Annotated in this window: 25 protein-coding genes; 20 read left to right on the plus strand and 5 right to left on the minus strand. The window is 67.3% G+C overall.

The window, feature by feature from the left end; genetic code table 11:
- Positions 1-74 precede the first annotated feature (74 nt).
- Genes CVO77_RS10010 through CVO77_RS10020 form a run of 3 tightly spaced genes read left to right on the plus strand, consistent with a single transcriptional unit; the run spans position 75 to position 5,543 of the window.
- Positions 75-863, plus strand: coding sequence for an ImuA family protein (locus CVO77_RS10010; RefSeq protein WP_105998919.1), 789 nt, complete (start codon positions 75-77; stop codon positions 861-863).
- Positions 766-2,316, plus strand: a complete 1,551-nt coding sequence (locus CVO77_RS10015) for a Y-family DNA polymerase (protein WP_105998920.1) — start codon at positions 766-768, stop codon at positions 2,314-2,316. The genes CVO77_RS10010 and CVO77_RS10015 overlap by 98 nt, the downstream gene beginning before the upstream one ends.
- A complete protein-coding gene (locus CVO77_RS10020; RefSeq protein ID WP_105998921.1) occupies positions 2,313-5,543 on the plus strand; it encodes an error-prone DNA polymerase in 3,231 nt (1,076 codons plus the stop codon). The genes CVO77_RS10015 and CVO77_RS10020 overlap by 4 nt, the downstream gene beginning before the upstream one ends.
- Positions 5,544-5,816: 273 nt before the next feature.
- Here the strand turns inward: CVO77_RS10020 and CVO77_RS10025 are convergent, their stop codons facing one another.
- Complete coding sequence (locus tag CVO77_RS10025; RefSeq protein WP_105998922.1) at positions 5,817-6,638, minus strand: flagellin N-terminal helical domain-containing protein; 822 nt, start codon at positions 6,636-6,638, stop codon at positions 5,817-5,819.
- Between the two features lie 255 nt (positions 6,639-6,893).
- Between CVO77_RS10025 and fliE the strand changes: the two genes are divergently transcribed.
- The 17 genes from fliE (at position 6,894) to CVO77_RS10110 (ending at position 20,843) form a co-directional block, all read left to right on the plus strand.
- Positions 6,894-7,259 carry a flagellar hook-basal body complex protein FliE gene (fliE, locus tag CVO77_RS10030; protein ID WP_106000766.1) on the plus strand — a complete coding sequence of 122 codons (366 nt, stop codon included), beginning with the start codon at positions 6,894-6,896 and terminating at the stop codon, positions 7,257-7,259.
- Positions 7,260-7,262: 3 nt separating this feature from the next.
- Positions 7,263-8,921 (plus strand): flagellar basal-body MS-ring/collar protein FliF, encoded by a 1,659-nt coding sequence (fliF, locus tag CVO77_RS10035; RefSeq protein ID WP_105998923.1) that lies wholly within the window; start codon positions 7,263-7,265, stop codon positions 8,919-8,921.
- Complete coding sequence (gene fliG / locus CVO77_RS10040; protein ID WP_242445885.1) at positions 8,914-9,963, plus strand: flagellar motor switch protein FliG; 1,050 nt, start codon at positions 8,914-8,916, stop codon at positions 9,961-9,963. Before fliF ends, fliG begins: the two co-directional genes overlap by 8 nt.
- On the plus strand, positions 9,956-10,558 hold the full coding sequence (locus CVO77_RS10045) for a FliH/SctL family protein (protein ID WP_105998924.1): 603 nt from the start codon (positions 9,956-9,958) through the stop codon (positions 10,556-10,558). The genes fliG and CVO77_RS10045 overlap by 8 nt, the downstream gene beginning before the upstream one ends.
- Positions 10,555-11,886 (plus strand): FliI/YscN family ATPase, encoded by a 1,332-nt coding sequence (locus tag CVO77_RS10050; RefSeq protein WP_105998925.1) that lies wholly within the window; start codon positions 10,555-10,557, stop codon positions 11,884-11,886. The genes CVO77_RS10045 and CVO77_RS10050 overlap by 4 nt, the downstream gene beginning before the upstream one ends.
- On the plus strand, positions 11,883-12,326 hold the full coding sequence (locus CVO77_RS10055) for a hypothetical protein (protein WP_105998926.1): 444 nt from the start codon (positions 11,883-11,885) through the stop codon (positions 12,324-12,326). Before CVO77_RS10050 ends, CVO77_RS10055 begins: the two co-directional genes overlap by 4 nt.
- Positions 12,323-13,852, plus strand: coding sequence for a flagellar hook-length control protein FliK (locus tag CVO77_RS10060; protein ID WP_105998927.1), 1,530 nt, complete (start codon positions 12,323-12,325; stop codon positions 13,850-13,852). Before CVO77_RS10055 ends, CVO77_RS10060 begins: the two co-directional genes overlap by 4 nt.
- A gap of 17 nt (positions 13,853-13,869) precedes the next feature.
- On the plus strand, positions 13,870-14,484 hold the full coding sequence (locus CVO77_RS10065; protein ID WP_105998928.1) for a flagellar basal body-associated FliL family protein: 615 nt from the start codon (positions 13,870-13,872) through the stop codon (positions 14,482-14,484).
- Positions 14,481-15,395, plus strand: coding sequence for a FliM/FliN family flagellar motor switch protein (locus tag CVO77_RS10070; protein ID WP_105998929.1), 915 nt, complete (start codon positions 14,481-14,483; stop codon positions 15,393-15,395). The genes CVO77_RS10065 and CVO77_RS10070 overlap by 4 nt, the downstream gene beginning before the upstream one ends.
- A complete protein-coding gene (fliN, locus tag CVO77_RS10075; protein ID WP_105998930.1) occupies positions 15,388-15,717 on the plus strand; it encodes a flagellar motor switch protein FliN in 330 nt (109 codons plus the stop codon). Before CVO77_RS10070 ends, fliN begins: the two co-directional genes overlap by 8 nt.
- Positions 15,717-15,995 (plus strand): flagellar biosynthetic protein FliO, encoded by a 279-nt coding sequence (locus CVO77_RS10080; protein WP_105998931.1) that lies wholly within the window; start codon positions 15,717-15,719, stop codon positions 15,993-15,995. Before fliN ends, CVO77_RS10080 begins: the two co-directional genes overlap by 1 nt.
- Positions 15,985-16,773 carry a flagellar type III secretion system pore protein FliP gene (gene fliP, locus CVO77_RS10085; RefSeq protein WP_105998932.1) on the plus strand — a complete coding sequence of 263 codons (789 nt, stop codon included), beginning with the start codon at positions 15,985-15,987 and terminating at the stop codon, positions 16,771-16,773. The genes CVO77_RS10080 and fliP overlap by 11 nt, the downstream gene beginning before the upstream one ends.
- A 4-nt stretch (positions 16,774-16,777) precedes the next feature.
- Entirely contained in the window at positions 16,778-17,047 is a 270-nt protein-coding gene (locus CVO77_RS10090; protein ID WP_105998933.1) for a flagellar biosynthetic protein FliQ, read from the plus strand.
- A 7-nt stretch (positions 17,048-17,054) separates the two neighbouring features.
- Positions 17,055-17,837, plus strand: a complete 783-nt coding sequence (fliR, locus tag CVO77_RS10095) for a flagellar biosynthetic protein FliR (RefSeq protein ID WP_105998934.1) — start codon at positions 17,055-17,057, stop codon at positions 17,835-17,837.
- Between the two features lie 3 nt (positions 17,838-17,840).
- Positions 17,841-18,980: a flagellar type III secretion system protein FlhB gene (flhB, locus tag CVO77_RS10100; protein WP_105998935.1), complete on the plus strand. Its 1,140-nt coding sequence runs from the start codon at positions 17,841-17,843 to the stop codon at positions 18,978-18,980.
- 88 nt (positions 18,981-19,068) lie between these two features.
- A complete protein-coding gene (fliD, locus tag CVO77_RS10105; RefSeq protein ID WP_105998936.1) occupies positions 19,069-20,445 on the plus strand; it encodes a flagellar filament capping protein FliD in 1,377 nt (458 codons plus the stop codon).
- 8 nt (positions 20,446-20,453) lie between these two features.
- Positions 20,454-20,843: a flagellar export chaperone FliS gene (locus CVO77_RS10110; protein ID WP_106000768.1), complete on the plus strand. Its 390-nt coding sequence runs from the start codon at positions 20,454-20,456 to the stop codon at positions 20,841-20,843.
- Positions 20,844-20,968: 125 nt separating this feature from the next.
- On the opposite strand, the gene CVO77_RS10115 is transcribed toward CVO77_RS10110, so the two are convergent.
- The 4 genes from CVO77_RS10115 to CVO77_RS10130 form a co-directional block, all read right to left on the minus strand.
- Positions 20,969-22,036 (minus strand): sigma-54 interaction domain-containing protein, encoded by a 1,068-nt coding sequence (locus tag CVO77_RS10115; protein WP_106000769.1) that lies wholly within the window; start codon positions 22,034-22,036, stop codon positions 20,969-20,971.
- 179 nt (positions 22,037-22,215) lie between these two features.
- Positions 22,216-23,073 (minus strand): flagellar motor protein MotB, encoded by an 858-nt coding sequence (locus CVO77_RS10120; protein ID WP_105998937.1) that lies wholly within the window; start codon positions 23,071-23,073, stop codon positions 22,216-22,218.
- Positions 23,073-23,936: a flagellar motor stator protein MotA gene (gene motA / locus CVO77_RS10125; RefSeq protein WP_105998938.1), complete on the minus strand. Its 864-nt coding sequence runs from the start codon at positions 23,934-23,936 to the stop codon at positions 23,073-23,075. The genes CVO77_RS10120 and motA overlap by 1 nt, the downstream gene beginning before the upstream one ends.
- Positions 23,937-24,037: 101 nt before the next feature.
- Entirely contained in the window at positions 24,038-24,868 is an 831-nt protein-coding gene (locus CVO77_RS10130; RefSeq protein WP_105998939.1) for a flagellin, read from the minus strand.
- Positions 24,869-24,877 lie beyond the last annotated feature (9 nt).

Below are 24,877 nucleotides of genomic sequence, written 5' to 3' on the forward strand. Positions count from 1 at the left end.
GGGAATGACGAAGCTGTTCCTGGCTTGACAATCCCAGTTCCAAAAGCGCTATTGGAACAAATCAGGAACATATAATGCGCGAGTCGTCCCCCCAACTCGCCGCGCTGCGCCGTCGCGTCGCGCGGCTCGCCGCCGATGGCGGCGTGGCAAGCCGTCCGGCGGGCGGCGGGCTGGCGTCCGGCTGTGCCGCCTTCGACGCGGCGCTCGGCGGCGGGCTCGCCGTCGGGCGGGTGCATGAATTTTTCGCCGCCGACGCGCTCGACGGGACGAACGCCGCTGCCTTCGCGGCGCTGCTCGCGCTGCGCACGCCGGGCAAGGCGCCGCTGGTCTGGCTGCGCACCATCGACGCCGCGCGCCGCACCGGCTCTATCCATGCGCCGGGCATCGCCGAACTCGGCGGCGATCCCGACCGGCTGCTGCTCGTCGAGACCCCCGACCCCAAAATGCTGCTCGCCTGCGCGAATGATGCGATCCGCTGCGCCGGATCGGCGGCGGTGATCGTCGAAAGCTGGGGCAGGTTTCCGTTGCTCGACCTCACCGCCGGACGCCGCCTCGCGCTCGGCGCACGCGATGCGGGCACCAGTTTGTTGATGCTCCGCCTCAACGCCGCGCCTGTGCCGAGCGTTGCCGAAACGCGCTGGAGCGTCGCCGCCGCCCCGTCGCGCGCCCTCGAAGCCGACGCCCCCGGCGCCCCCGCCTTCGACCTCGAACTATTGCGCTGGCGCGCCGGACCCGCCGGGATGCGCTGGCGGCTGGACTGGAACCATGACCAAAATTGCTTCGGGGAAGCGGCGCTATCTGGCGCTGTTCTTCCCCTGGCTGCCCGCCGAGCGGCTCTGCCGCACGGCGCCGCGGCTGCCTGACGCGCCCCTCGTCTTCGCCGAAAAGCGGCGCGGCGCGCTTTGCATCGCGGACGTCGACCCGGCGGCGCGCGGCGCGGGCCTCACGCCCGGCAGGCCGCTCGCCGACGCGCGCGCGCGGGTGCCCGATCTGATCGTCGTTCCGCACGATCCGGCCGCCGACCATGACTGGCTCGACCGGCTCGCGCTCGGGTGCAATCGCTATACGCCGCTCGTCGCGCTCGATGCTCCGGGCGGGCTGATCCTCGACATCGCGGGCGCCGCGCATCTGTTCGGCGGCGAGGCCGGGCTGATCGCCGATGCCGAAATGCGCCTGTCACGGCTCGGCATGACCGTGCGGCCTGCGCTTGGCCCGACCGCCGACGCCGCCCGCGCGCTCGCGCGCTACCAGACCCGCCCCGCGCCCGATGAGGCGCAGGCGATCCGCCGCCTGCCCGTCGCCGCGCTCGAGCTCGGGGCCGAAGCGACGACCGCGCTCGTCCGCGCCGGGCTGAAGACGATCGGCGACCTTGCGAGCCGCCCGATGGCGGCGATCGCCGCGCGTTTCGGCGCCGGCGCCGCGACCGCGCTCCGCCGCATCCTCGGCGACGCGCCGAGCCCGCTCGACCCGCGCATCGCGCCGCCGCCCATCGCCGTCGATCGCCGCTTCGCCGAACCGCTCGGCAGCAGCGCGCACGCGGCCAAGGTGCTGGCCGAACTCGCCGACGAAGCGATCGCGATGCTGGGCGAACGCGGCAAGGGCGGGCGGCATTTTCGCGCAACCTTCTTTCGCAGCGACGGGCTGGCGCGCAGCATCGCGGTCGAGACCGGCCAGGCGACGCGCGACACCCGCCTTGTCATGCGCCTGTTCGCCGAACGGATGGACGGGCTCGCCGACCCGCTCGACCCCGGCTTCGGCTTCGACATGATCCGCCTTGCGGTGCCGCGGCTCGAAGCGCTCGGCGCCCACCAGTTGAAACTCGAAGGCGGCGCGGTGCGGGCTTCGGATCAGGGGGCGGCGATCGACGCGCTGGTCGACCGGCTGACGACGCGGCTCGGCCGCGAGCGGGTCAGAACGTTGCGCGCCGCCGACACGCATATTCCCGAACAGGCGCAACTCGCGCTCCCCGCGATCGACGCCCCCACACCCTCGCCATGGCCCACACCCGAACCCGGCGAGCCGCCGCTGCGCCCCTTCCACCTCTTCGATCCGCCGCAGCCGATCGAGGTGATCGCCGAAGTTCCCGACGGCCCGCCGCACCAGTTCCGCTGGCGCCAGCGCGCGCACGCCGTGCGCCGCTACGAAGGCCCCGAACGCATCGCCGCCGAATGGTGGCGCCGCCGCGACAACGCCGGGCTGACGCGCGATTATTACCGCGTCGAGGATGTCCAGGGCCGCCGCTACTGGCTCTTCCGCCACGGCCTCTATGACGAAAAGGCCGATCCGCGCTGGTATATCCACGGACTGTTCGCATGAGCGAGCAAGCTGTCGAACCCGGTTTCGCCGAACTGGTCGCCGCGACCAATTACAGTTTCCTGCGCGGCGCCTCGCACCCCGCCGAAATGGTGGCGGAAGCGATCGCCCTTGGCCTGAGCGGCATCGGCATCGCCGACCGCAACAGCGTCGCGGGGGTGGTGCGGGCGCTGACCGGGCTGCGCAAGCTGCGCGAAGGTGCCGCAGAGGAAGGAATAGACCTTCCCGACATAAAACTCGTCGTCGGTGCCCGACTGGTCTTCGACGACGGCACGCCCGACATCATCGCCTATCCGACCACGCGCCATGGTTGGGGCCGGCTGACGCGGATGCTCACGATCGGCAATCGCCGCACCACAAAGGGCGATTGCGTTATGAAGCTCGAAAATCTGCTGATCCATTGCGAGGATATGATCCTGATCGCGATGGCGGCCGAAAAGGATGAGGCCGTGTTGCTCCGCCTGGCCGCGGTCGCACCGGACTCGCTGTGGCTTGGGGCTACAATGCCAAGAGGCGGCAGCGATCGCCGACGCCTCTCGCGGTTAAGCGCCTTGGCAGACCGTGTCGGCATTCCGATGCTCGCGACGAACGACGCGCTTTACGCCACGCGCGAACAGCGGCCGCTCCACGATGTCATCACCTGCATCCGCGAGGGCACGAACTTAGGCGATGCCGGCCGCCTGCTCCGAGCCAATGGCGAGCGTCACCTGAAGTCGCCGCAGGAAATGCGACGACTCTTCCGCACATGCCCCGAGGCGGTCGACGAAAGCGCGAAAATACTCGATCGCATCGATTTTTCGCTGAGAGACCTGGAGTATGAATATCCGCACGAGCCGGTCCCCGAAGACTGGGAACCCCAAAGCTGGCTCGAACATATGGTGATGGAAGCCGCGAACAAACTTCATCCGGGCGGGTTGCCCGACCGTTGGCAGGCGGCGCTCGATGAAGAGCTCGGCCTTATCAGTAAATGCAAATTCGCCTGCTACTTCCTGACCGTCCACGACATCGTAAATTTCGCCCGCACGCAAGACCCGCCCATCCTTTGTCAGGGACGCGGTTCGGCGGCGAATTCGCTCGTCTGTTATCTGCTCGAAATCACCTCGATCGACCCCATTGCCAATAACCTCCTCTTCACGCGCTTCCTGTCCGAGGAACGGCGCGAGCCACCCGATATCGACGTCGATTTCGAGCATGAGCGGCGCGAAGAGGTGATGCAATATGTCTATCGTCGTTACACACGGCGACGTGCGGGCATTGCCGCGACGGTGATCCATTACCGCCCGCGCAGCGCGGTACGCGAGGTCGGCAAGGCGCTGGGACTCAGCGAGGATATCACGCAGCGACTCGCCGACACGACCTGGGGCAGCTGGGGCAGCGAGATGCCCATAGAACGGTTCGTCGAAGCGGGGCTGGACCCTGCGCAGGGCGATATTGCGCGACTGCAATGGATCGTCGCGCAGCTACTCACTTTCCCGCGCCACCTGTCGCAGCATGTCGGCGGCTATGTGCTGACCGAGGACCGGCTCGATGAGACGGTACCAATCCACAATGCCGCAATGGAGGACCGCACCTTCATCGAATGGGACAAGGACGACATCGACGAACTGGCTTTGATGAAGGTCGATGTGCTTGCGCTCGGGATGCTGACCTGCATCCGCAAATGTTTCGATCTGATGCGACTGTACGATCTGGGCGATCACAATCTCAAATCGCTCCCGGAAGAGGATCCGGACGTCTATGGCATGCTCTGCAAAGGCGACAGCATCGGCGTATTTCAGGTCGAGAGCCGTGCACAGATCAACATGCTGCCGAGGCTGCGTCCGAAAAAATTTTATGATCTGGTCATTCAGGTCGCGATCGTTCGACCGGGGCCGATCGAGGGGGATATGGTGCACCCCTACCTTCGCCGGCGCAACAAGGAAGAAAAGCCCGAGCTTCCGCTACGAGCCGGATCCGAAGCAAATGAATTGGAAGAGGTGCTGGGGAAGACCGAAGGCGTGCCCTTATTTCAGGAGCAGGCGATGAAGCTCGCCATCGTCGCCGCCGGCTTCACGCCTGATGAAGCCAATGGTCTTCGGCGGGCGATGGCGACCTTCCGGAATGTTGGCACGATCCATCAATATAAGGAAAAAATGATCGGGGGGATGGTACGGCGCGGTTACGAAGCCGATTTCGCAGCCCGCTGCTTCAAGCAGATCGAGGGGTTCGGCAGCTATGGCTTTCCCGAAAGCCACGCCCAATCCTTCGCGCGGCTCGTCTATGTCTCTTCGTGGATCAAGCATTACCACCCCGCGGTCTTCGCCTGCGGCCTGCTCAATTCGCAGCCGATGGGCTTTTACGCCCCCGCGCAGCTCGTGCGCGATGCGCAGGACCATGGGGTCGAGGTGCGCGCGATCGACGTCAACGCCAGCCATTGGGACAACAGCCTCGAACGCGCGGGCGACGGCGGTCTCGCGCTCCGGCTCGGGTTCCGGCAGGTCGACGGGTTTCGCGAGGCGTGGGCGGACGCGATCGTCGCCGCGCGGACGGCGCCCTTCGCGCGGGTCGAGGAGCTTGCGCGCCGCGCCGACCTGCCGTCGCGCGCGCTGCGGCTGCTCGCCGACGCCGATGCGTGCCGGTCGATGGGGCTCGACCGGCGTCCGGCGCTATGGGATGCGCGGCGGGTGCGGCAGGGGGTGCTGCCCCTGTTCGGCGCCGCCGAAGCGAATGAGCTGGGGTTCGAGGAAGACGCAAAACTGCCGCCGACGCCGATGGCCGAGCATGTGCTCACCGACTATCAGACGACGCGGCTGTCGCTGAAGGGGCACCCGATGGCGTTCCTGCGTCCGCGTTTCGCCGCCGAAGGCGTGCTGAGCGCAAGCGCGGTCGCGGCGGCGAAAAACGGGTCGATTATACGCACCGCGGGCGTCGTGCTGATTCGCCAGCGGCCGGGCAAGGGCAATGCGATCTTCATCACGATCGAGGACGAGAGCGGGATCGTCAACATATTGCTGTGGGCGCGGCTTTTCGAACGCCAGCGCCGCGCCGTCATGGCGTCGCGGCTGATGCTCGCCGAGGGCGAAGTGCAGCGCAGCAAGGAAGGGGTGATCCACCTGATGGCGACGCGCATCGTCGATCGCACCGCGATGCTCGACGGACTGGGTGACGGGGCCGGGCCGGGCGGGCCGACGCCGCGCCACGGCCATCCGCGCGACGTCCGCATCCTGCCCAAGTCGCGCGATTTTCATTGAAGGGTTGAATGGTTCGCGCGGAGGCGCGGAGGCGCGGAGATATTGGCCGGGCCGATAGGCCTTTTTCCAATCGAACGGCGCGGCCCGAGTGATCGTTGGAAATGAAAAAGCCGCTTTGCGGCAAGCCCAGCCTCTCCGCGCCTCCGCGCCTCCGCGCGAACCCATTGACCGCGGGCTCCAATAAAAGACGCCCCGGTCGTGGGGGACCGGGGCGTCGGATCAGGCCAATAAGGGACCAACCAAAACTGGCCTGAAGCCTTGTTGGCTTATCGTTTAGCCGCGGAGCAGGTTCATCACGCCCTGCGCGCTCTGGTTCGCCTGGGCGAGCATCGCGGTCGATGCCTGCGACAGGATGCCGGCCGCGGCGAGCTTCGTCGATTCGGCCGAGAAATCGGTGTCTTCGATGCGCGAGCGCGATTCGTCCAGATTGGTGACACGCGCCGTCAAATTGTCGACAGCCGCTTCGAGGCGGTTCTGCTGCGCACCGAGGTTGGCGCGTTCGCCGGCGACCGTGGTGATCGCGGTGTCGAGCGTCCCCAGCGCGGTGGTGGCGCCGGCTGCGGTCGCGACCGAAAGCGCGGCGACGCCGAGCGTCGTCGCATCGAGCTTACCGATCGTGATGGTCACTTTGTTGCCGCTGTCGATACCGGTCTGGATGTCGAAGCCGGCCGTCACGCTGCCGTCGAGCAGCTTGTTGCCGTTGAAGGTCGTCTGCGTCGTGATGTCGCCGATCTGTGCGATCAGCGCGGTGACTTCCTTCTGCACCAGCACACGGTCGGGATCGCTGAGCGTGCCGGTCGAGGCCTGCATCGCGAGGTCGCGCATGCGGATCAGGATGTCCGAGATGCTGCCCGCGCCGCTGTCGGCGGTCTGCGCCAGCGAAATGCCGTCGTTGGCGTTGCGGATCGCCTGGGTGAAACCGCGCGACGCGGCCTGCATGCGAGTCGCGACGGCGAGGCCGGCGGCGTCGTCCTTGGCGCTGTTGATGCGCTTGCCGCTCGACAGGCGTTCCATTGCGGTGGCCTGCATCTTGTTGGCAACACGCGAGCTGTTCTGGGCGCGAAGCGCGCTCACATTGGTGTTGATGACAGTCATGTTGTTCCTTTCCGGCCCGTTGGCCATTCCCGTATCGTGAGGGCTCGGCGAGCGGTCACGGATGCAATAACGGCGGCGGCGCGCGGGGTTTAAGCGTGGCCGTCAAAAAAATGCCGAAGCCGCCGTTAAGCCTTTCCGCTATCGATCCAAATCCCTGAAAAACAGGGTTTAAAATTTTTGGCACGCGCTTTGCATTACTGTTTGGGCGTGCGGCAGACCGCCGCGCCCAGGACGGATGAGAGCTTTATGAGCACGATGAGCACGATCGACCCGAGCCGGCTGTTGCAGATGCGCAGTTCGATCCTCAATCAGAACCAGGCGTTGCAGCGCGCCGCGGGGCGCGGCGCCGCGGGCGGCATCGACGGCGGTGTCGGCGGCCCTGGCGGCGATGCGGCAGGCACTCCCGATTTCGGCGCCGCGATCAGCAACGCGCTGCAACAGGTCAATGCCCAGCAGCATCGGGCGAGCGACCTCAGCGAATCCTATGAACGCGGCGACACGCACGACATCGTCAGCGTGATGATCGAGCGGCAGAAGGCTTCGCTCGGCTTCGAGACCACGCTGCAGGTGCGCAACAAGCTGCTCTCCGCCTATCGCGACATCATGAACATGCCGGTATAACCCATGGCCGAAGCCCAGATCCTGACCCCCGTCGACGAAAGCCCGAACCGTCTGCCCGTCCCCGCGATGGGCGGCCGCTTCGCGCCCGTTCAGCAGTTCGTCCGCCAGCCCGCCGTCCAGCGCGCGCTGCCGATGATCGCCACCACCACCGCGATCGGCATCGCCGCGCTCGCCTATTTCATGACCCAGTCGGCGCCGCAGGCCCAGCTTTTCGCCGGGCTCGACGACACCGACAAGGCGGCGGTCGCCGACGCGCTCCAGACGCAGGGGATCGGTCATACGATCGATCCGGCGACCGGCGCGCTGACCGTCGATGCCGACAAGCTCTACCAGGCGCGCATCGCGCTTGCCGGGCAGGGCCTGCCCAGGGCGCAGCCGAGCGGCGACAGCCTGATCGCTTCGCTGCCGATGGGATCGAGCCGCGCGATCGAGGGCGAAACGCTGCGCTCGGCGCGCGAAGCCGACCTGTCGCGCACGATCGAGACGATCGACGCGGTTAAAAGCGCGCGCGTCCACATCGCCGCCGCCGAACCCAGTCTGTTCGTCCGCGAGGACAAGCCCTCGACCGCGTCGGTCATGCTGACGCTACAGAACGGCCGCTCGCTCTCCGACGGCCAGGTTCAGGCGATCCGCTTTCTCGTCGCCTCCTCGGTTCCCGGCATGAACGCCGACCAGGTGCAGGTGATCGACCAGCGCGGCGCGCTGCTCTCCGACGGCGCGGCGAGCGGCGACATGAAGGCCTTCCAGCTTCAGACGCAGGTCGAGGATCGCTTCCGTCGCGCGCTCGACACGTTGCTCGGCCCGATGCTCGGCGCCGGCAATTATACGGTCGAGGTCCACGCCGATGTCGACATGTCCGAAAGCCAGGCGACCCGCGAAAGCTTCCCCAAGGACGACCGCGCGCTGACCAGCGAACAGGTCACCCGCACCGTCAGCGGCGAGGGTGCTCCCCCCGCCGTCGGCATCCCCGGCGCGCTGTCGAACCAGCCGCCGCAGGCCTCGACCGTCACCGGCACCGCGCCCGTTCCCACGGCGCCCGGCGCGCCGCCCACGGCGCAGACCAACAGCAACGAAAATGCGACCCGCGCCTATGAGGTTGGCCGCGAGATTTCGGTCACGCACCAGCCGCAGGGCCAGCTTCGCCGCGTCTCGGTCGCGGTCGCGCTCAACCAGGGCAAGAAGGCGCTGACCCAAACCGACATCGCCAAGATCGACAGCCTGGTGAAGGGCGCGATCGGCTTCGACGCCGCGCGCGGCGACATGGTCGCGATCAACCAGCGCCCCTTCGTCAAGGTCGAGGAAGCGGCCCCCGCCTTTTACGACCAGCCGTGGTTCCTGCCGCTGGTCAAGCAGGTCGGCGCGATCCTCGCCGCGATCCTCGCTTTCTTCTTCATCGGCCGCCCGCTGATCCGCGCCGCCAAGCAACGCGCGACCCAGCGCGCCGAGCGCGAGGCGCAGATCGAGGAGACCTTGCTCGCGGTGACCGAAAATCCCGCCGCGCTCGCCAGCCCGCGCGCCAGCAACGCGATCACGCTCGACATGATCGAGGCCGCCCCCAGCTATGAGGCGCGCGCCAATCTGGTCCGCGAATTCGTCCGCCAGGATTCGGCGCGTGCCGCCCTGGTCGTCCGCCAGCTGATGCAGGAGGGCGCCCGTGCCTGATCTGATCGATGCCGACATCGACACCGAAATCGAAACCCCGCGCGCCCGGCCCGCGATCGAGGGATCGTCGGCGGCCGCCATCCTGCTGATGCTGCTCGACGAAAGCGAAGCTGCGACGATCCTCAAGCATCTCGGCCCCGAAGAGGTGCGCCAGCTCGCCAAGTCGATGTTCGACACCGCCAATGCGAGCGAAGGCCAGATCGGGCAGGCGCTCGACCAGTTCGTCTCCGAAAGCCGCAACGTCAGCGCGCTCGCGGTCGGCGCCGACGCGCGCATCCGCACCGTAATCCACGATGCGGTCGGCAATGTCCGCGCCGACAATATCCTCGCCGCCGTCGCGCCGCAGTCGAGCGCCGCGTCGCTCGAGATGCTGCGCTGGATGGACATCGACGCGATCAGCGCGCTGCTCGCGAACGAACATCCGCAGGTCGGCGCGCTGATCCTGTCGGTGCTCGTCCCCGACGTCGCTGCGCGCGCGGTCGAAACGCTCGACGAGGCCTTGCAGGCCGAACTGGTGCTGCGCGCCGCGCAGCTCACCGCCGTCCCCGCCGCCGCGATCGAGGATCTCGAATCGGTGCTCGCCTCGGCCAATATCGGCGGCCAGCGCGTCGCCAAGCGCCCGATCGGCGGCCCCGGCGACGTCGCCAAGATCATGAAGAAAATGCCGAAACAGCTTTCGGAGCGCACGATCCGCGCGCTCAAGAAACAGGACAAGCTGCTCGCCCAGATCATCGAAGAAGAAATGTTCATCTTTGAAAATCTGCGCGATCTCGATGCCAAGAGCCTCGGCACCGTGCTGCGTTCGGTCGATGCCGCACAGCTTGCGGTCGCGCTCAAGGGCACCGACGCCGATATGGCCGACCGCTGCCTTGCCACCATGTCGAAGCGCGCGTCGGAAACGATCCGCGACGAAATGGCCGAAATGACGATGGTCAAGCGTACCGACGTCGACGACGCGCAAAAGGCGATCATGCAGATCGTCCGCCAGATGGCCGCCAGCGGCGAGATCATGATCGCGGGCGCGGGGGACGATTATGTCTGATCCCGCCGCCGAAGCGACCATCGTCTCGCTCACCGCGCTCATGGCGGAGGGGCGCGGCTTTCGCCCGCTGCATTTCGGCGCGCCGACGGCGGCCGCGATGGTGCCGATCGAACCCGCCGCCACCGCCGCCGAGCCCGCCGAGGATCCGTTCGCGCGCGGCCTGGCCGAAGGACAGCGCCTGGCCGAAGCCGCCTTCGCGATCGAACGCGACCAGCTGCTGGCGCTCGTCGCGGGCGCCGAGGCGCTGCAGGACGAACCGAGCGAGGAACTCGCGCAGCTCATCGCCGAAACGGTGGAACGACTGGTCCGCCAGATCGTCGGCCAGGCGCCGATCGACGCCGAATGGCTCCAGGCGCAGGCCGACATCGCCGCGACGATGGTCGCCGAAGCCGACAAGGCGCGCACCCTGTGGGTGAACCCCGCCGACGCCGCGCTGCTGATGGGCGCGCCGATCACGCTGCCGATCGAGGCCGACCCGTCGATGATGCGCGGCACGGTGCGCATCGAAACCTCGGCCGGCTGGATCGAGCATGGCCGCGCCGTCTATCTGGGGGAATTGCGCGCCGCGCTCGGCGGAGAGGATATCGCCGCATGACGCGCCGCCTCACCATGACCGCGCAGCAATTGCTCGCGCCCGTCGCGCTTCGCGACGCAAGCCCGCGCCGCATCGGCACGCTCGTCGCGCACGAGGGGATCATGCTCGAAGTGTCGGGTTTTCCGCAGCCGCTCGGCAGCAATGTCCGCATCAAGTCGGCAAACAATGATTATGTTTATGGCGAGGTCGTCGGCTTTCGCGGTCACCGCAGCCTCGTCCTCCCCTTCGACACCAACATGCCGCTCGTCACCGGCGCGCCGGTCGAGCCGCATGGCGCCAGCTCGATGGTCGCCGTCGGCAGGACGCTGCTCGGCCGCATCATCGACGCGCAGGGCCATCCGCTCGACGGCCGCCCGCCGGTCAAGTCGCAGTTCCAGTGGCCGCTCGCCGGGCGCAAGGTCAATCCGCTGCGCCGCGGCCGGGTGACCAAGCCGCTCAACATGGGGGTGCGCGCGATCAACGGCCTGCTCACCATTGGCGAGGGCCAGCGCGTCGCGATCATCGCGGGTTCGGGCGTCGGCAAGTCGGTGCTGATGGGCCAGATGATCGCGGGCACCGAATGCGACGTCATCGTCGTCGGGCTGATCGGCGAACGCAGCCGCGAAGTCACCGACTTCGTCGAGACCAAGCTGCCCCCCGCCGTCCGCAAGAAATCGGTCGTCGTCGCGGTCCCCGCCGACCATCCGCCGCTGCTCCGCCTGCGCGCCGCGATGCGCGCGACCGCGATCGCCGAAGCCTTTCGCGCCGAGGGCAAGAAAGTGCTGCTGCTGATCGACAGCCTGACCCGCGTCGCCCATGCGCAGCGCGAGATCGGACTGACGCTGGGCGAACCGCCGACGATGAAGGGCTATCCGCCCTCGACTTTCGCGCTGATCCCCTCGCTCGTCGAGCGCGCGGGCAACGACAATCTGACCGGCGGATCGATCACCGCGCTCTATACCGTGCTCGCCGACGGCGGCGACATCGACGACCCGGTCGTCGATTCGGCGCGCGCGATCGTCGACGGCCATATCATCCTGTCGCGCACGCTCGCCGAACAGGGCGTCTATCCGGCGATCGACGTCGCGCGCTCGCTGTCGCGCACGATGGCCGATTCGGTCGATCCCGACCATGCCGCCGCCGCCGCGCGCTTTCGCCAGCTCTGGTCCGCCTATGAAGAGAATCGCGACCTGATGCTGATGGGCGCCTATGTCGCGGGCGGCGATCCCGTGCTCGACACCGCCATCGCCCGCCACGCCGACCAGCTCGCCTTCGTGTCGCAGGTCGCCGGCACCCAGGTCGATTTCACTACCTCCCGCAACGCCCTGATCGAAGGATATTCCGCATGACCCCCCGCACCGCACGCCGCAAACGCATCATCCGCGTGCGCTCCGTCGAACATCAGATGGCCGAAGCCAATCTCGCGCGCGCCAATGGCGAACTGGCGAGCCTCGTCGAGCTGTCGAAACGGCTCGAAACGCTGCGCGTCGACCTTGCGATGGCAAAGGGGGCGGTCGCCGGCCGCGGACTCAACACCATCGGCGAGCTCGGCATGCGGCTCGACATGGCGAAGGAAAATCTCGCCGCGCCGCTGGTCAACGCCAGCGTGCGCCGCGACGAAGCCGGAATGCTCGCCCAGAGCGCGATGGTGAAGGAAGAATCGGCGGTTCGCCTCTATGAGCGCAGCCGCAAGTCGGCCGAGGCCGAAATGGAACGCCGCAGCGACGCCAATCGTCCGCACCGCCGCCGCGCGATGAGCCTGCGCCTGATCGAAGGCGGCGCGGCATGATGACCGCCCCCGCCCTTCCCCAGGCGCAGACCGGCCTCGCGACGATCCTCGCCGCGCTGGGTCCGGCGGCGCCGGCCGGCCCCGATGGCGGCGGCTTCGAACAGCTGTTCGCGGCGCTGCCCGGTGGCGTCACAGCCGCTGTCGAGGCGCTGCCGACCGGCCCGATCACCGTCACCCCGCCCTCGAACACCCCCACCGCAGTCGCCCCGATCGCCCCGGTCGCGCCGATCGCGGTCGGCGCGGAGGCGGTGGACATGGTGGTCCCGACGATAGCGATCCCCCCGGCCGCATCGCCGGTTCCCGCCATCATCCCGCTTCTCTCGCAGCCCGGCCCCGCGTCGGCCCAGCCGAAGGTGGTGGCCGCCGCGACCCTGCCCGATGCCGCCGCCGAGCTGCCCGCCGTGCCTGCCGCGAAGCCGACCGAGGCCGCGCCGACACCCGACGCTGCCGCCGCCGCGAGCCTGTTGATCGCCGTCGCCACCCCACGTCCCGCCGCTCCCGCCGCGGCCGCTGGCTCCGAAAAAAAACCCGCAAAGGTCGGGACCAAGACAGACGGCACCGGCGATGACGCCGCTGTCGCACCCGATGCTCCGGCTTCACCCGACGCACCCACCGCGCCCGATGCCAACGCCGCGGCGCCGTCCGTCGTGGCGGTCGTGATCGCCGACCCCGCGCAATCGGCCCCCGTCGCTGCGCCCGCCGTCGCCGCCATCGTCGCGGCCGCGACCCCGGCCCCCACCGGCCGCGCCGCCAAGCCTGTCGAACCCGAAGGCGCGGCGCCGCGATCGGCGGCCACCGTCACGATCCTGCCCGACCCGGCACCCCCCACCGACACGCCGGTCAAGGTCGCCGCCGCCAAGCCGGCTCGCGAAGACGCTCTTGCCGCCGCCGCGCCGCGCCCGGCGAAGGCGGAGGGCCCCGCTTTGCCGCCGGTCGCCGCGAAACCGGCCGCCGATCCCGCGCCGCTTCGGTCTGCCCCGCTCCGGCCCGCGGCCGATGGCGGCGCATCGATGGCCGTCCTCTTCGGTCCACCCGCCGCGCCCGGCGCCGTCGCCCCCGCTTTCGCCCAGGCGGCCGCACCGGTCGCCGAGCGCCTGCTCGACATGGGCAGCGACGACCAGTGGATCGGCCAGCTCGCGGCCGACATCGCCGCGACCAAATCGGAAACCGGCGACCTCAGCTTTCGCCTGATGCCGCGCCATCTTGGCCGGCTCGACGTCGCGATGCGGATGGACGACAGCGGCGGCGTCTCGTTGAAGCTCGACACCCAGCATGAAGCGACCGCGACGATCGTCACCGCCGCACAGCCGCGGCTTGTCGAGGATCTGCGCCAGCAGGGCGTGCGCGTCGTCGGCACCGAGGTCGCGCATACCCCCGCCGAGACCGGGCGCCAGCAACAGCAACAGGGCCAGGGCGGCCGGGGCACCGCCCCGAACAACGCCAGCCATCTGATCGAAACCGCCGCCGAGCGCCCCGGCGCCCATAGCAACCAACGCGCCGCGGACCGCCGCGGCCGCTTTGCCTGACCAGGAAAGGCCTGACCATGAGCAAGGACAAGACGACCGAAACCGCCCCCGCGAAAGGGAGCAAGATGAAGAAGATGCTGATAGTGGGTATCGGCGGGACCGCGCTGATCAGCGCCGGCGCGGGCGCCGGCATCTATCTGGGCGGCGGTCTTTCCAGCCACCAGGCGAAGCCCGAGGATCATTATCCCAAGCTCGTCGTGCGCAGTTTCGGCGATGCCGAACCGGCGGCCGAGGGTGGCGAGAGCGGCGAACCGGCACTGAAGGTCGGAACGGTGTCGGTGCCGAACGATCATTTCAAGATCGATCCGCGCAAATATGAGATCACCTATTTTCCGATTCCCGACGCCTTCACGACCAACCTCGCCGACGGGTCGGGCTTTCTGCAGGTCGGGATCAGCCTGTCGACCTATTATGACGGCAAGGTGATCACCAACATCAAGCATCAGCTCGTGCCGATCCGCTCGGCAGTGCTGATGGTGCTCGCCGAACAGGATCCGGCGCTGCTCTCGACCTCGCAGGGCAAGCAGCTTCTGCAACGCCAGCTCACCGCCGCGATCAACGACGTGCTGCGCGACAAGGAAGGCTTCGGCGGCGTCGACAATGTCTATTTCACCAGCCTGGTGATCCAGTGAGCCTCGAGCCGAAACCCGTCGATGCGTCGGCCAAGCAGGCGGCCGACGCGAAAGCGTCGCTGCTGCTGCGCAAGGCCGAGACCGGCTATGCCTTCCCGGTGCTCGACAGCGTCGGCAACCAGTTCGCGCGCAGCTTGCGCGACCTGATCCGCGCGCTCGGCGCGCCGACGGTGCAGATCGAGCGCGAGGCCGCGGTGCAGATGCGTTTCGCCGACTGGTGCCAGGCGGTGACGCCCGGCCTGTTCTGGCGCTATCACGCGCCGCCGCTCAAGGGGCCGGTGCTGCTCGCGGCCGCGCGCCCGCTGCTGCTCCAGCTCGTCGACATCTTCTATGGCGGCAAGGGCCAGCTCGCCGCCGAGCGCGAGGATCTGACCGACGCCGAGGAGCGCTTTGCCGCGCGGTTCGGCCGCGACATGGGCCAGCAGCTCGCCGCCGCGTGGAAGATGGGGATCGAGCCCGAACTCGACTGCGTGACCAGCGACCCGGCCAAACTCGCCGCGGTGCGCGCCGACGACGAACTGCTCGTCCAGCGCTTCACATTGCGCGGCGGCGTGTTCGAGGGGCGGACGATCCTGTGCGCCTATCCGCAGGCGGCGCTGCGCGGAATCGCGGGCGCCGAACCCGTTCCCGAACTGCGCGACGCGCCCGCGATCGACCCCGTCTGGACCGCGACGCTGAACGGCGCGCTCAAGACGGTGCGCCTGCCGGTCCGCTCGGTTCTCGCCCGCCCGGAAATTTCTTTGGTCAAACTCCTCTCTTTGGAGGTCGGTGATATCATTCCGTTAACCATTCCACGCAATGTTCCGGTAACCGTCGCCGGGCGCAGTTTTGCGTCGGGCGGGATCGGCGAATCGAATGGCAACGCCGCCATCTTGATTGAGACTATCGAAAAGGGATCCGACGATGACTGACATGAGCGAAGCCCCCGCCCGGCCCGACCGGCGCGACAGGAGCATCGCCGGCGCGCCCAATTTCGACCTGCTCGCCGGCGTCTCGCTGCGCGTGTCGGTCGAGGTCGGATCGACGTCGATGACGCTCGCCGAGCTGCTGTCGCTGTCCGAAGGCAGCGTCGTCGAACTCGACCGCGCCGCGAACGAACTGCTCGACATCTACGCCAACGGCACGCTGATCGCCAAGGGCGAGATCGTCAGCGTCGAAGGCCGCTACGGCATCCAGATCGCCGAAGTCGTCGCGCCCGCCCAGGGGTTCGCGGGCTTCGAGCGGAGGGGCTGATGCTCGAATATATCCTCCGTCTGCTGATCCTGCTGCCGCTCGTCGGCGGCATGGCGTGGGGCAGTATATGGTTGTGGAAGCGCGTCCAGATGGGCGTGCCGCTCACCGGCGGCGCCAAACAGGCGCGCGCGATCGAAATGGTCGGCGTGCTGCCGCTCGGCCCGGGCACCAAGCTCGCGGTCGTCGAATTCGCGGGCCAGCAGATATTGCTCTCGGTTTCGCGTGGCCAGGTGACGCGCCTCGCCGACAACAGCCAGGGCGACTTCCATGTCGGCTAAGAGCCTTTCGGGGCGCTCGCGCTGGTTCCGCCGCGCCGCCCTGGTGGGCGGCTTTGCGCTGATCGCCGTCGCGGTGCCCGCGCTCGCGCAGGATGCGGAGGGAAGCGGGCTGACGCGCGCGGTCGCGGAAATCGGCGGCGACGGCCGTCCGCTGACGCTGTCGCTGCAAATCCTCATCCTGATGAGCTTGCTGACGGTGCTGCCGTCGCTGCTCCTGATGATGACCAGCTTCACGCGCATCATCATCGTGCTGTCGATCCTGCGCCACGCGCTGGGCTTGCAGCAGACGCCGCCGAACCAGGTTCTCGTGGGCCTCAGCCTCTTTCTGTCGCTGTTCGTGATGCAGCCGGTGATCAGCGAGGTGAACCGCGTCGCGATCGAACCCTATGGTCAGGAACAGATCGACATCGGCACCGCGATCAGCCGCTCGGGCGACGCGCTGCACGGCTTCATGATGACGCAGACGCGCAAGACCGACCTGATGATGTTCGCCCGGATCGCGAAAGCCCCGGCCTATGCGAGCCCGAAGGACGTGCCTTTCGCGATCGTGCTTCCCGCCTTCGTCACCAGCGAGCTCAAGACCGCTTTCCAGATCGGCTTCCTGATCTTCCTGCCCTTCCTCGTCATCGACCTGATCGTCGCATCGGCGCTGATGTCGCTCGGCATGATGATGTTGTCGCCGACGGTGATATCGATGCCCTTCAAGCTGCTGCTCTTCGTCCTCGTCGACGGTTGGGCGCTGACGATGGGCTCGCTCGCCTCCTCCTTCGGGACATAGCGTCATGGAAGCCGATTATTTCGTCGGAATCGCCCAGCAGTCCTTGTGGGTGCTCGCGCTCGCCTCGGCACCGATCCTGATCCCCATACTCGTGGTCGGCGTCCTTCTCGGCATGGTGCAGGCGGCGACCTCGATCAACGAACAGACACTGAGCTTCGTGCCCAAGCTGATCGTCACCGCCGTCTGCCTGGCGATCTTCGGCAGCAGCATCCTGGTGCTGCTCACCGATTTCACGAAGGACATTTTCGCGCAAATCCCGAATCTGGTCCGCTAGCGGCGCGATGAACCCCGCCGACGTCCCGAATATCGAGGCGATCCTCCAGCTCTGGATGCTGGGGATGATCCGTCCCGGCGCCGCCTTTCTCGCCGCGCCGGTGTTCGGCGCCGCGAACGTGCCGGTACAGCTTCGCCTCGTCATCGCGCTTGCGGTCGGCGTGCCCGCGGTCGCGGCGTCGGGGATGGCGCTGCCTGCCGACGGCATCGTCTCGGTCCCCGGCCTCTTCTTCATCATCGGCGAGGCGGTGATCGGTCTCGCGATCGGCTTCGTCCTCCAGATGGGGCTCGCCGCCGCCTTGCTCGCGGGCGAGGCGATCAGCAACACGATGGGCCTGGGTTTCGCGTCGATGGTCGATCCGCTGAGCGGCGCGTCGAGCACCGTCGTCGGCCAGTTCCTGTCGATGCTTGCGACCGCGCTCTTCCTCGCCGCCAACGGCCATCTGCTGCTGATCCAGATCATCGTCGACAGCTATCAGGCGCTGCCGCCGGGTCATGCCTTTCCTTCCTTCGCTGCGATCGGCGGTCTGCTCCGCTTCGCGAGCCTGATGTTCGCGGCAGGGCTGACGATCGCGCTGCCGGTCGGTTTCGTGCTGGTCCTCGTCCAGATGATCATGGGCGTCATCGGCCGTTCGGCCCCGGCGATGAATCTGTTCGCGGTCGGCCTGCCCGCAACGCTGCTGGCGGGCGTCGTCCTGCTCGGCATGGCAACCCCGGCGATGGCAGAGACGATCGCCCGCTTCCTGGCCGCCGCGCTCGACATGGCGCAGACGATCGCCGCGGGACGCTGAGCGATGGCGGGGACGACCGAAAAGGACCAGAAGACCGAGCTTCCAACCCACAAGAAGCTTATGGACTCGGCCCGCGAGGGCGACGTGCTGCTGTCGAAGGAGCTGACGACCGCGCTGATGATGCTCGCCGGCGCGGGCTGGCTGTTCGCCGCCGGCGGCTGGCTCGTCCAGTCGGCGAGCGAGTTGGTGAAACGCGGGCTGACCCTCGACGCCGACGATATCGCCCATTTCGCGCCTGGCGAGGCGGTGATGCGCAACGGCGTCGAAATCCTGTTGCCGCTCGCCAGCCTGTTTGCGCTCGCGATCGGCGCGAGCATCGCAGCTCCCGCGATGCTCGGCTCGCTCGGCTGGCGCGGCAAGGCGCTGGGCTTCAAGGGCAACCGGATCAATCCGCTGACCGGCCTCAAGCGCATCTTCGGGCCGCAGGGCCTCATCGAACTGGTCAAGTCGCTCGCCAAGGTGCTGCTGCTCGGCGCCATCGGCTATGGGCTCATCGCGAACAGTCTGCCCGCCATCATGTCGATGGCGCAGGCCGATCTCAACGCCGCGATCGGCCTCGCCGGTCGCGCCGTCGGCCATTCGATGCTCGCGATGGCGGGCGGCCTTCTCCTCATCGCGCTGATCGACGTCCCCGCGCAATGGTATCAGCGCACCCGTCGCCTGATGATGAGCAAGCAGGAGGTGAAGGACGAGATGCGCGAATCGGACGGCGCCCCCGAACTCAAGCAGGCGCAGCGCCAGCGCGCGCACGACATCCTCAGCGGCTCGGCGCGCAAGGCGGTGTCCGACGCGACCGTCATCCTCACCAACCCGACCCATTTTTCGGTCGCGCTTCGCTATCGTCCCGGCCAGGACGCGGCGCCCGTCGTCGTCGCGCGCGGGCGCGGCGACGTCGCGCTGTCGATCCGCGAGCTTGCGCGCACCGCAAATGTGCCGATCCTCGAATATCCGCAGCTCGCCCGCGCCATCTATTTCACCGCACGCGCCGGGCGGACGATCCCCGAGGAACTGTTCATCGCGGTCGCGACAGTGCTCGCCTTCGTCTTCCAACTCGAGCGTGCGGTGGCCGAGGGGCAGGGGCAGCCGATGGTCGACGTGCCGGACACGCATCGCTTCGATGCCGAGGGGCGGCGGCACGGCTGATCCCCGCCGCGCCTCTGCAAAAGGAGGCGATGACTTGGCCTTAATCTCCCGCCGGGGCCGCCGTTAAGAGGTTCGAAGGATATCTGCCATGGTCACCTCAATTGCCAATGCCCTCGGCGCCGGATCGGGGATCGACATTCCCAAGCTGGTGAGCGACCTTGCGAGCGCTTCGCGCGATCCCAAAGTGTCGCGGATCGCGGCGCTGACGCAGCAGAACCAGGCGCGGGTCAGTGCCGTTGCGCAGGCGCGGTCGGACCTCGAAGGCTTTGCCGATTCGCTCGAGCAGATGATCTCCGACGGATCGCTGCGCAGCACGCCGACCGTTTCCGACGACAGCGTGCTCGCGGCGACGGCGCGCGCGGGGCTTAGCGCCGACAGTTTTTCCGCCTCGATCGTCGTCGACAGCCTGGCGCGCGCACAGACCGCCTATTCGGGCATCGTCGCCGACAAGAGCGCCGCGATCGGTCTTGGCACGATGACGCTGACCGTCGGCGGCACGAACAAGACGATCACCATCGACGCGACGACCAACAGCCTCGAAGGGCTGGCGACCGCGATCAACGCGAGCGGCGCCGGCGTCACCGCGTCGATCGTCTCCGACACCGGCGGCAGCCGCATCGTGCTGAAGGGCGCGACGGGCCAAGCCAACGCCTTCACCCTGACCGCCGACGCCGGCGCCGACCCGGCGCTCGCGGCCTTTTCCTATGGTACGGGCGGCGGCATGGCGCTCGGCCAGTCGGCCACGAACGCGACCTTCACGATCGACGGTGTCGGCTACAGTCGCCCCACCAACAACATAGACGACGTCATCCCCGGCATGGCGCTGACACTCAAGAAGGCCGCCCCCGGACAGCCGGTCGATATCGGGGCCAGCCGCCCGCTCGACATGATCCGCCAAACGGTCGGCGATTTCGTCTCGGTCTATAACCAGCTCAAGAAAAGCCTGTCGTCGGCCGCCAGCCTGTCGGGCATGACCAGTTCGCTACGCGCGCTCGAACGTGAGCTCAGCGATATGGTGAACAAGGTGCTGACCAGTGGCAGCGGCATCTCGCGATTGTCGGACATCGGCATCTCGTCGACCAAGGATGGGACGCTCGCGGTCGATTCGGTCAAGCTCGAAAAGGCGCTCGCCGCCGACGCGGGCGCGGTCGAAGCGCTGTTCAGCCCGCGCCGCGACGCAACACACACCGCAACCACCGATCCAGGCATCGCCGGCATCCTCGACGCGATCCGCGACAAGGCGGTCGCGAGCGATGGCACGATCGGCCGCGTATCGAAATCGCTGGCCGACAAGAGCAGTTCGCTCGCCGACCAGCTCGAAAAGGTCGAGGAACGCGAGGCCGCCTACAAGGCGCGGCTCGAAAAACAATATAGCGCGCTCGACGTCAAGCTGAACGCATTCAAGGCAACCCAGGCCTATCTTGAGCAACAGATCAAGATGTGGACGAACCAGAACAACGACTGATGACCTCCATGGCCGCTACTCCCTCGACCGTCCGCGCGACGGGCCTCTATCGCCGCCTGCAGCACGAAAGCCGTGCGCTTGCCGCCGACCCCGTCGAACTCGTCACCATGCTCTATGACGAGCTTGAGACGGCGGTCGGGGTGCTCGCCTCGATGGTGCGGCAGGGGCAGCGCATCTCGGCGACCGAACCCGCCCGCCGCGCGCGCACCATATTGATCGGGCTCGACACGAACCTCGACCACGAGGCCGGCGGCGATGTCGCCACCGCGCTGTCGCGCGTCTATCGCAGCATGCGCCGCAAGCTCGACGACGCGGTCCTGGCGAACAGCGCCGAATCGCTCGACGAGTTGCTGAACGGCATTGTGACGATCAGCTCGGCCTGGCGCCAGCTGCGCTAAACCGCTTTCCTCCAAAAGGGTTCGGCACCGGCCCCCTGTTCGAGGCCGCCGATGTGGGAACGGACGGCCGGGAAACGGGAAGCCGGTGCCGAATTCAGCGGCGCCGAAAACTGGTGGGGTAGTCGTCAGGCGGCCTGCTGCTGAACTCCATATTTGCGCATCTTTTCGATCAGCGTCGTCCGCTTGAGCGTCAACAGGCGCGCAGCTTCGGAGATGATCCCGTCGGCGAGATCAGGCGCATTGTGGATCTGTTCGAGCTCGATCGTCTCGATCTCGCGCTTGAGGTCGATCGGGCGGCCGGGCGCGGGCATTTTCGCGACATGCGCGGCCGCCAGATGATCGTCATCGTCGGCGGGCACCGCGGCCGGGCCGCTCGTGAAAGCCGGACGCGGCGCCAGCACCGCAGTGGGGTTCAGCAGGATCGCGACATCCTCCGCGCCGAGCGTTTCGCCGCTATGGAGCACGCTCGCGCGCTCGACGAAGTTGCGAAGTTCGCGGACGTTGCCGGGCCAGGCATGCTGCATCAGGACGGCGATCGCGCCTTCGTCATAGCGACATTTGGCGTCGGCGGGCATCTTGCGCTGGAAATGGCGGATCAGTGCCGGAATGTCCTCGACGCGGGCGGCGAGGCTCGGCACCTGGATGACGACGACGCCGAGGCGGAAGAACAGGTCTTCGCGGAATTTGCCGTCGGCGATCGCGTCTCCCAGATCCTGGTGCGTCGCGGAGATCAGGCGGATGTCGACCGAGCGGACATCGCTGCTGCCGACGCGAACGATCGTCCGTTCCTCGAGCACGCGGAGCAGCTTGACCTGCATATCGAACCGCATGTCGCCGATTTCGTCGAGAAACAAAGTGCCGCCGTTGCTCGCCTCGAAATGGCCGATGCGGCGGGCGTGGGCGCCGGTGAAGCTGCCCTTTTCATGGCCGAAGAGTTCGGATTCGATGAGATCGCTGGGGATGGCGCCGCAGTTGATCGCGGTAAAGGCCTTGTCCGACCGCACGCCTTCGTCGTGGACGGCGCGGGCGACCAGTTCCTTGCCCGAGCCCGACGGGCCGCAGAGCAGCACCGACGCATTCGAGCGGGCGACCCGTCGAATCATTTCGCGCAGCCGCTGGATCGCCGGGCTGTGCCCGATGATCAGCGCCTCGAGCGCCGATGGCGCTGCCCCCTTATTCTGCCCCACAGTCATTTTCGTCTCCACCGCGCCCCCCATTCGGCGCTTCCGATGCCGATAGAGATTGATGAAAATGGTAAACGAAAGATTATCCAATCAGCCACAACCCTTTGAAAACGAAGAGTTATTGCCAAATTGGCAGCAATGATAGCAGAAACACGCTGTTAACGTTTTTGGACGTTGCCAAATTGGCACTAATTCCCAGTCTCGATCCGCCACCCGAGGGTGATCGAGATGCGCCGGTTGCGCGGGTCGAATCGATCGGCGGGGTTGTAGGGCTCGCGGTCGGCGACCCCTTCAATCCGCGCATAGCGATCCCCGTTAACGCCCCGATACTGGAGAAAGTTCCGAACCACCTCGGCGCGATCGACCGACAGGCGCCAATTGTTCATCCCGGTCTTCGCCGACCAGGGCGCGGCGTCGGTATGTCCGCGGATCATCAGCCGGTTCGGCGTTTCGGCGATCGGCTTCGCAATCTCGCTGAACAGCTTCGCCCCCGCCGGCGTCAGTTGGCTGGTGCCGAGGACGAACATCGAATAGTCGGCATCGTCGACGACGTCGATCCGCATTCCCTCGGTCGTGACGGTGAAGCGCAGGTTGCGCGCGAGCCGCTTGAGGTCGCCCCTCTTCTGAACGCGCTCCATCATCGATTTCGCGACCTGCGCGAATTTTTCCTTCTCGCGCTCGCGGCCGGCGGCTTCTTTCGGTCCCCCGACGGCGTCCTTGGGAATGGTGAGCGACCGCGTCCCGGTCTGCCCCGCGCGGTGCGGATAATTGTCGGCGGCGACGATCGAATCACCGCCAAACAGGCTGGCGCCGCCGGCGCTCTCCTGCTTGGTGCGGACAATCGTCGGCGCGAAATAGTCGGCGAGCGCCTTGCGCTGCTTTTCGGTCGTCGCGCCGAGCAGCCACATCAGAAGGAAGAAGGCCATCATCGCGGTCACGAAGTCGGCATAGGCGACCTTCCACGCCCCACCGTGGTGGCCGCCATGCGCTTGCTCGATCACCTTCTTGACGATGATCGGCCGCACCAGGTTGGGACGCGCAGCCATCAGCGGCCTCGCATCCCGTCAAAGACCTCGGCGAAGCTCGGCTGGTTGCCATGGTCGACCCCCGAACGTGCCGCCTCGATCACCAGCGGCTGCGGATGGCCGTGAAGCGAGGCGATGATCAGTTGCTTCACCGTGTGATAGATGGCGGTGTCGCTTTCGATCACCGTCTTTGCGCGCGTCGCGAACGGCCCGACGAGGCCATAGGCGAGCAGCACGCCAAGGAAGGTCCCAACGAGCGCCGAGCCGATCATCGCCCCCAGAATCTCGGGCGGCTTGTCGATCGAGCCCATCGTCTTGACGACGCCGAGCACCGCAGCGACGATGCCGAGCGCGGGAAGCGCGTCGGCCAGGCTCTGCAACCCCTCGGCGGGCTTCAGGGCGTGGTGGCGGTGGTTTTTCAGGGCATTGTCCATGACGTCCTCGACGGCGTGGGGATCGAGCGTTCCCGACGAGACGACGACGAGCCGCAGCGTATCGCAGATCAGGTGGACGAGCGTGTCGTCCTTCAGGAGCGTGGGATATTGCTGAAATATCGGCGAGCTTTTCGGCTCCTCGATATGCGGTTCAACCGCGACCGGTCCCTCGGTCCGCATCATCTTCATCAGCGTCGAGACGAGCAGGATGCAGTCGAGATAATCCTGTTTCTTGTAGGCCGGCCCCTTGAACACCTTGCCCAGGCCGCCCGCGAGCGCCTTTAGGTCGGCGCCCGAATTGCCGATGATCAGCGAGCCGATCGCGGCGCCGCCGATGATCAGCATTTCATGCGGCAGGGCGTGGAGAACGGGGGTGAGATTGCCGCCGGTAAACGCAAATCCCCCGAACACCAGCAGGATCAGAACGACGATGCCGATTACGGGAAACATGCGCAGGCAACTCCATTCGGGCGCCAATCCGATATCGGGGCCCCGGAAACGTGAAGGACGTCATCATGCTTAACGGCAGCACGCCGCCAAAGTTGAGCGCCTCAGGTCAAAAGATCGAACAAAGTCTGCCGGTTGATCTTGGCAAAGGCCGCTTGCGCCGCCCCGAGCGTCAGATCCTGGGCGTTGAGCTGCGCGATCGCGGTCTCGAGATCGGTCTCCTCGATCGACTGGCGCTCGTCGGCGACCTCGATGCCGCGCGCCGACAATCCCTCGCCGATCCGTTCGAGCCGGCCGGCCGAAAGGCCGAGCGCCGCATTCTGGTCGGCGACATGCGCGATCGCGGCGGTGACGCCGGTCAGCGCGGCGTCGATGCCGGGCTTGTCGCCCGCCGCGATCGCGGTCGCCGCGTCGCGCAGGCCGGTCGATAGCGAATTGCCCCCGACGACGAAGGCGGTCGCCGCCGACGGCACCGGCGCAAAGCTGACGTCCGAATCGAAGCGGGTGACGCGGGCGGCGCCAGCGGCGAACAGCGGTTCGCCATTCGCGTCGCGCGTCGCCGCGAGACCGTCAATCTCGTCGGCGATCGCACTCAGTTCGGCCGCGATCGTCGCGCGGTCGGTCGGGCTCATCGTCCCGTTCGCCGCCGACAGCGTCAATTCATTGGCGCGCGCGAGCAGGTCGCTCGTCGATTTGAGCAGGCCGTCGGCCTGCGCGACCTGCGCCTGCGCCGATTTGATATTCGTCTGCCAGCTCGCCATGCTCGCCTGCGTCGTGCCGATCGTCAGGATGCGGCGCGCGGCGACGGGATCGTCGGACATGCGCTGCATGCGAAGCCCGGTCGAAATCTGGATCTGCGTGCGCTCGAGCGCGTCGGCGAGCCTGGACTGGCGCCCGATCTCGCGCGTCATGCGATTGCCTACGGCGTTAATCATCTCTCCGGC

The sequence above is a fragment of the Sphingopyxis lindanitolerans genome (assembly GCF_002993885.1).
Lineage (GTDB): Bacteria > Pseudomonadota > Alphaproteobacteria > Sphingomonadales > Sphingomonadaceae > Sphingopyxis > Sphingopyxis lindanitolerans.

Coding starts and splice junctions, on each gene's coding strand:
- motA (WP_105998938.1), bottom strand. CDS start 23,936: ATGTTTCCCGTAATCGGCATCGTCGTTCTGATCCTGCTGGTGTTCGGG.
- fliE (WP_106000766.1), top strand. CDS start 6,894: ATGAGCACGATCGACCCGAGCCGGCTGTTGCAGATGCGCAGTTCGATC.
- fliN (WP_105998930.1), top strand. CDS start 15,388: ATGACTGACATGAGCGAAGCCCCCGCCCGGCCCGACCGGCGCGACAGG.
- CVO77_RS10115 (WP_106000769.1), bottom strand. CDS start 22,036: ATGACTGTGGGGCAGAATAAGGGGGCAGCGCCATCGGCGCTCGAGGCG.
- CVO77_RS10050 (WP_105998925.1), top strand. CDS start 10,555: ATGACGCGCCGCCTCACCATGACCGCGCAGCAATTGCTCGCGCCCGTC.
- CVO77_RS10120 (WP_105998937.1), bottom strand. CDS start 23,073: ATGGCTGCGCGTCCCAACCTGGTGCGGCCGATCATCGTCAAGAAGGTG.
- CVO77_RS10110 (WP_106000768.1), top strand. CDS start 20,454: ATGGCCGCTACTCCCTCGACCGTCCGCGCGACGGGCCTCTATCGCCGC.
- CVO77_RS10130 (WP_105998939.1), bottom strand. CDS start 24,868: ATGATTAACGCCGTAGGCAATCGCATGACGCGCGAGATCGGGCGCCAG.
- CVO77_RS10015 (WP_105998920.1), top strand. CDS start 766: ATGACCAAAATTGCTTCGGGGAAGCGGCGCTATCTGGCGCTGTTCTTC.
- CVO77_RS10090 (WP_105998933.1), top strand. CDS start 16,778: ATGGAAGCCGATTATTTCGTCGGAATCGCCCAGCAGTCCTTGTGGGTG.
- fliP (WP_105998932.1), top strand. CDS start 15,985: ATGTCGGCTAAGAGCCTTTCGGGGCGCTCGCGCTGGTTCCGCCGCGCC.
- CVO77_RS10080 (WP_105998931.1), top strand. CDS start 15,717: ATGCTCGAATATATCCTCCGTCTGCTGATCCTGCTGCCGCTCGTCGGC.
- CVO77_RS10060 (WP_105998927.1), top strand. CDS start 12,323: ATGATGACCGCCCCCGCCCTTCCCCAGGCGCAGACCGGCCTCGCGACG.
- fliD (WP_105998936.1), top strand. CDS start 19,069: ATGGTCACCTCAATTGCCAATGCCCTCGGCGCCGGATCGGGGATCGAC.
- fliR (WP_105998934.1), top strand. CDS start 17,055: ATGAACCCCGCCGACGTCCCGAATATCGAGGCGATCCTCCAGCTCTGG.
- CVO77_RS10055 (WP_105998926.1), top strand. CDS start 11,883: ATGACCCCCCGCACCGCACGCCGCAAACGCATCATCCGCGTGCGCTCC.
- flhB (WP_105998935.1), top strand. CDS start 17,841: ATGGCGGGGACGACCGAAAAGGACCAGAAGACCGAGCTTCCAACCCAC.
- fliF (WP_105998923.1), top strand. CDS start 7,263: ATGGCCGAAGCCCAGATCCTGACCCCCGTCGACGAAAGCCCGAACCGT.
- CVO77_RS10025 (WP_105998922.1), bottom strand. CDS start 6,638: ATGACTGTCATCAACACCAATGTGAGCGCGCTTCGCGCCCAGAACAGC.
- CVO77_RS10045 (WP_105998924.1), top strand. CDS start 9,956: ATGTCTGATCCCGCCGCCGAAGCGACCATCGTCTCGCTCACCGCGCTC.
- CVO77_RS10020 (WP_105998921.1), top strand. CDS start 2,313: ATGAGCGAGCAAGCTGTCGAACCCGGTTTCGCCGAACTGGTCGCCGCG.
- CVO77_RS10065 (WP_105998928.1), top strand. CDS start 13,870: ATGAGCAAGGACAAGACGACCGAAACCGCCCCCGCGAAAGGGAGCAAG.
- CVO77_RS10010 (WP_105998919.1), top strand. CDS start 75: ATGCGCGAGTCGTCCCCCCAACTCGCCGCGCTGCGCCGTCGCGTCGCG.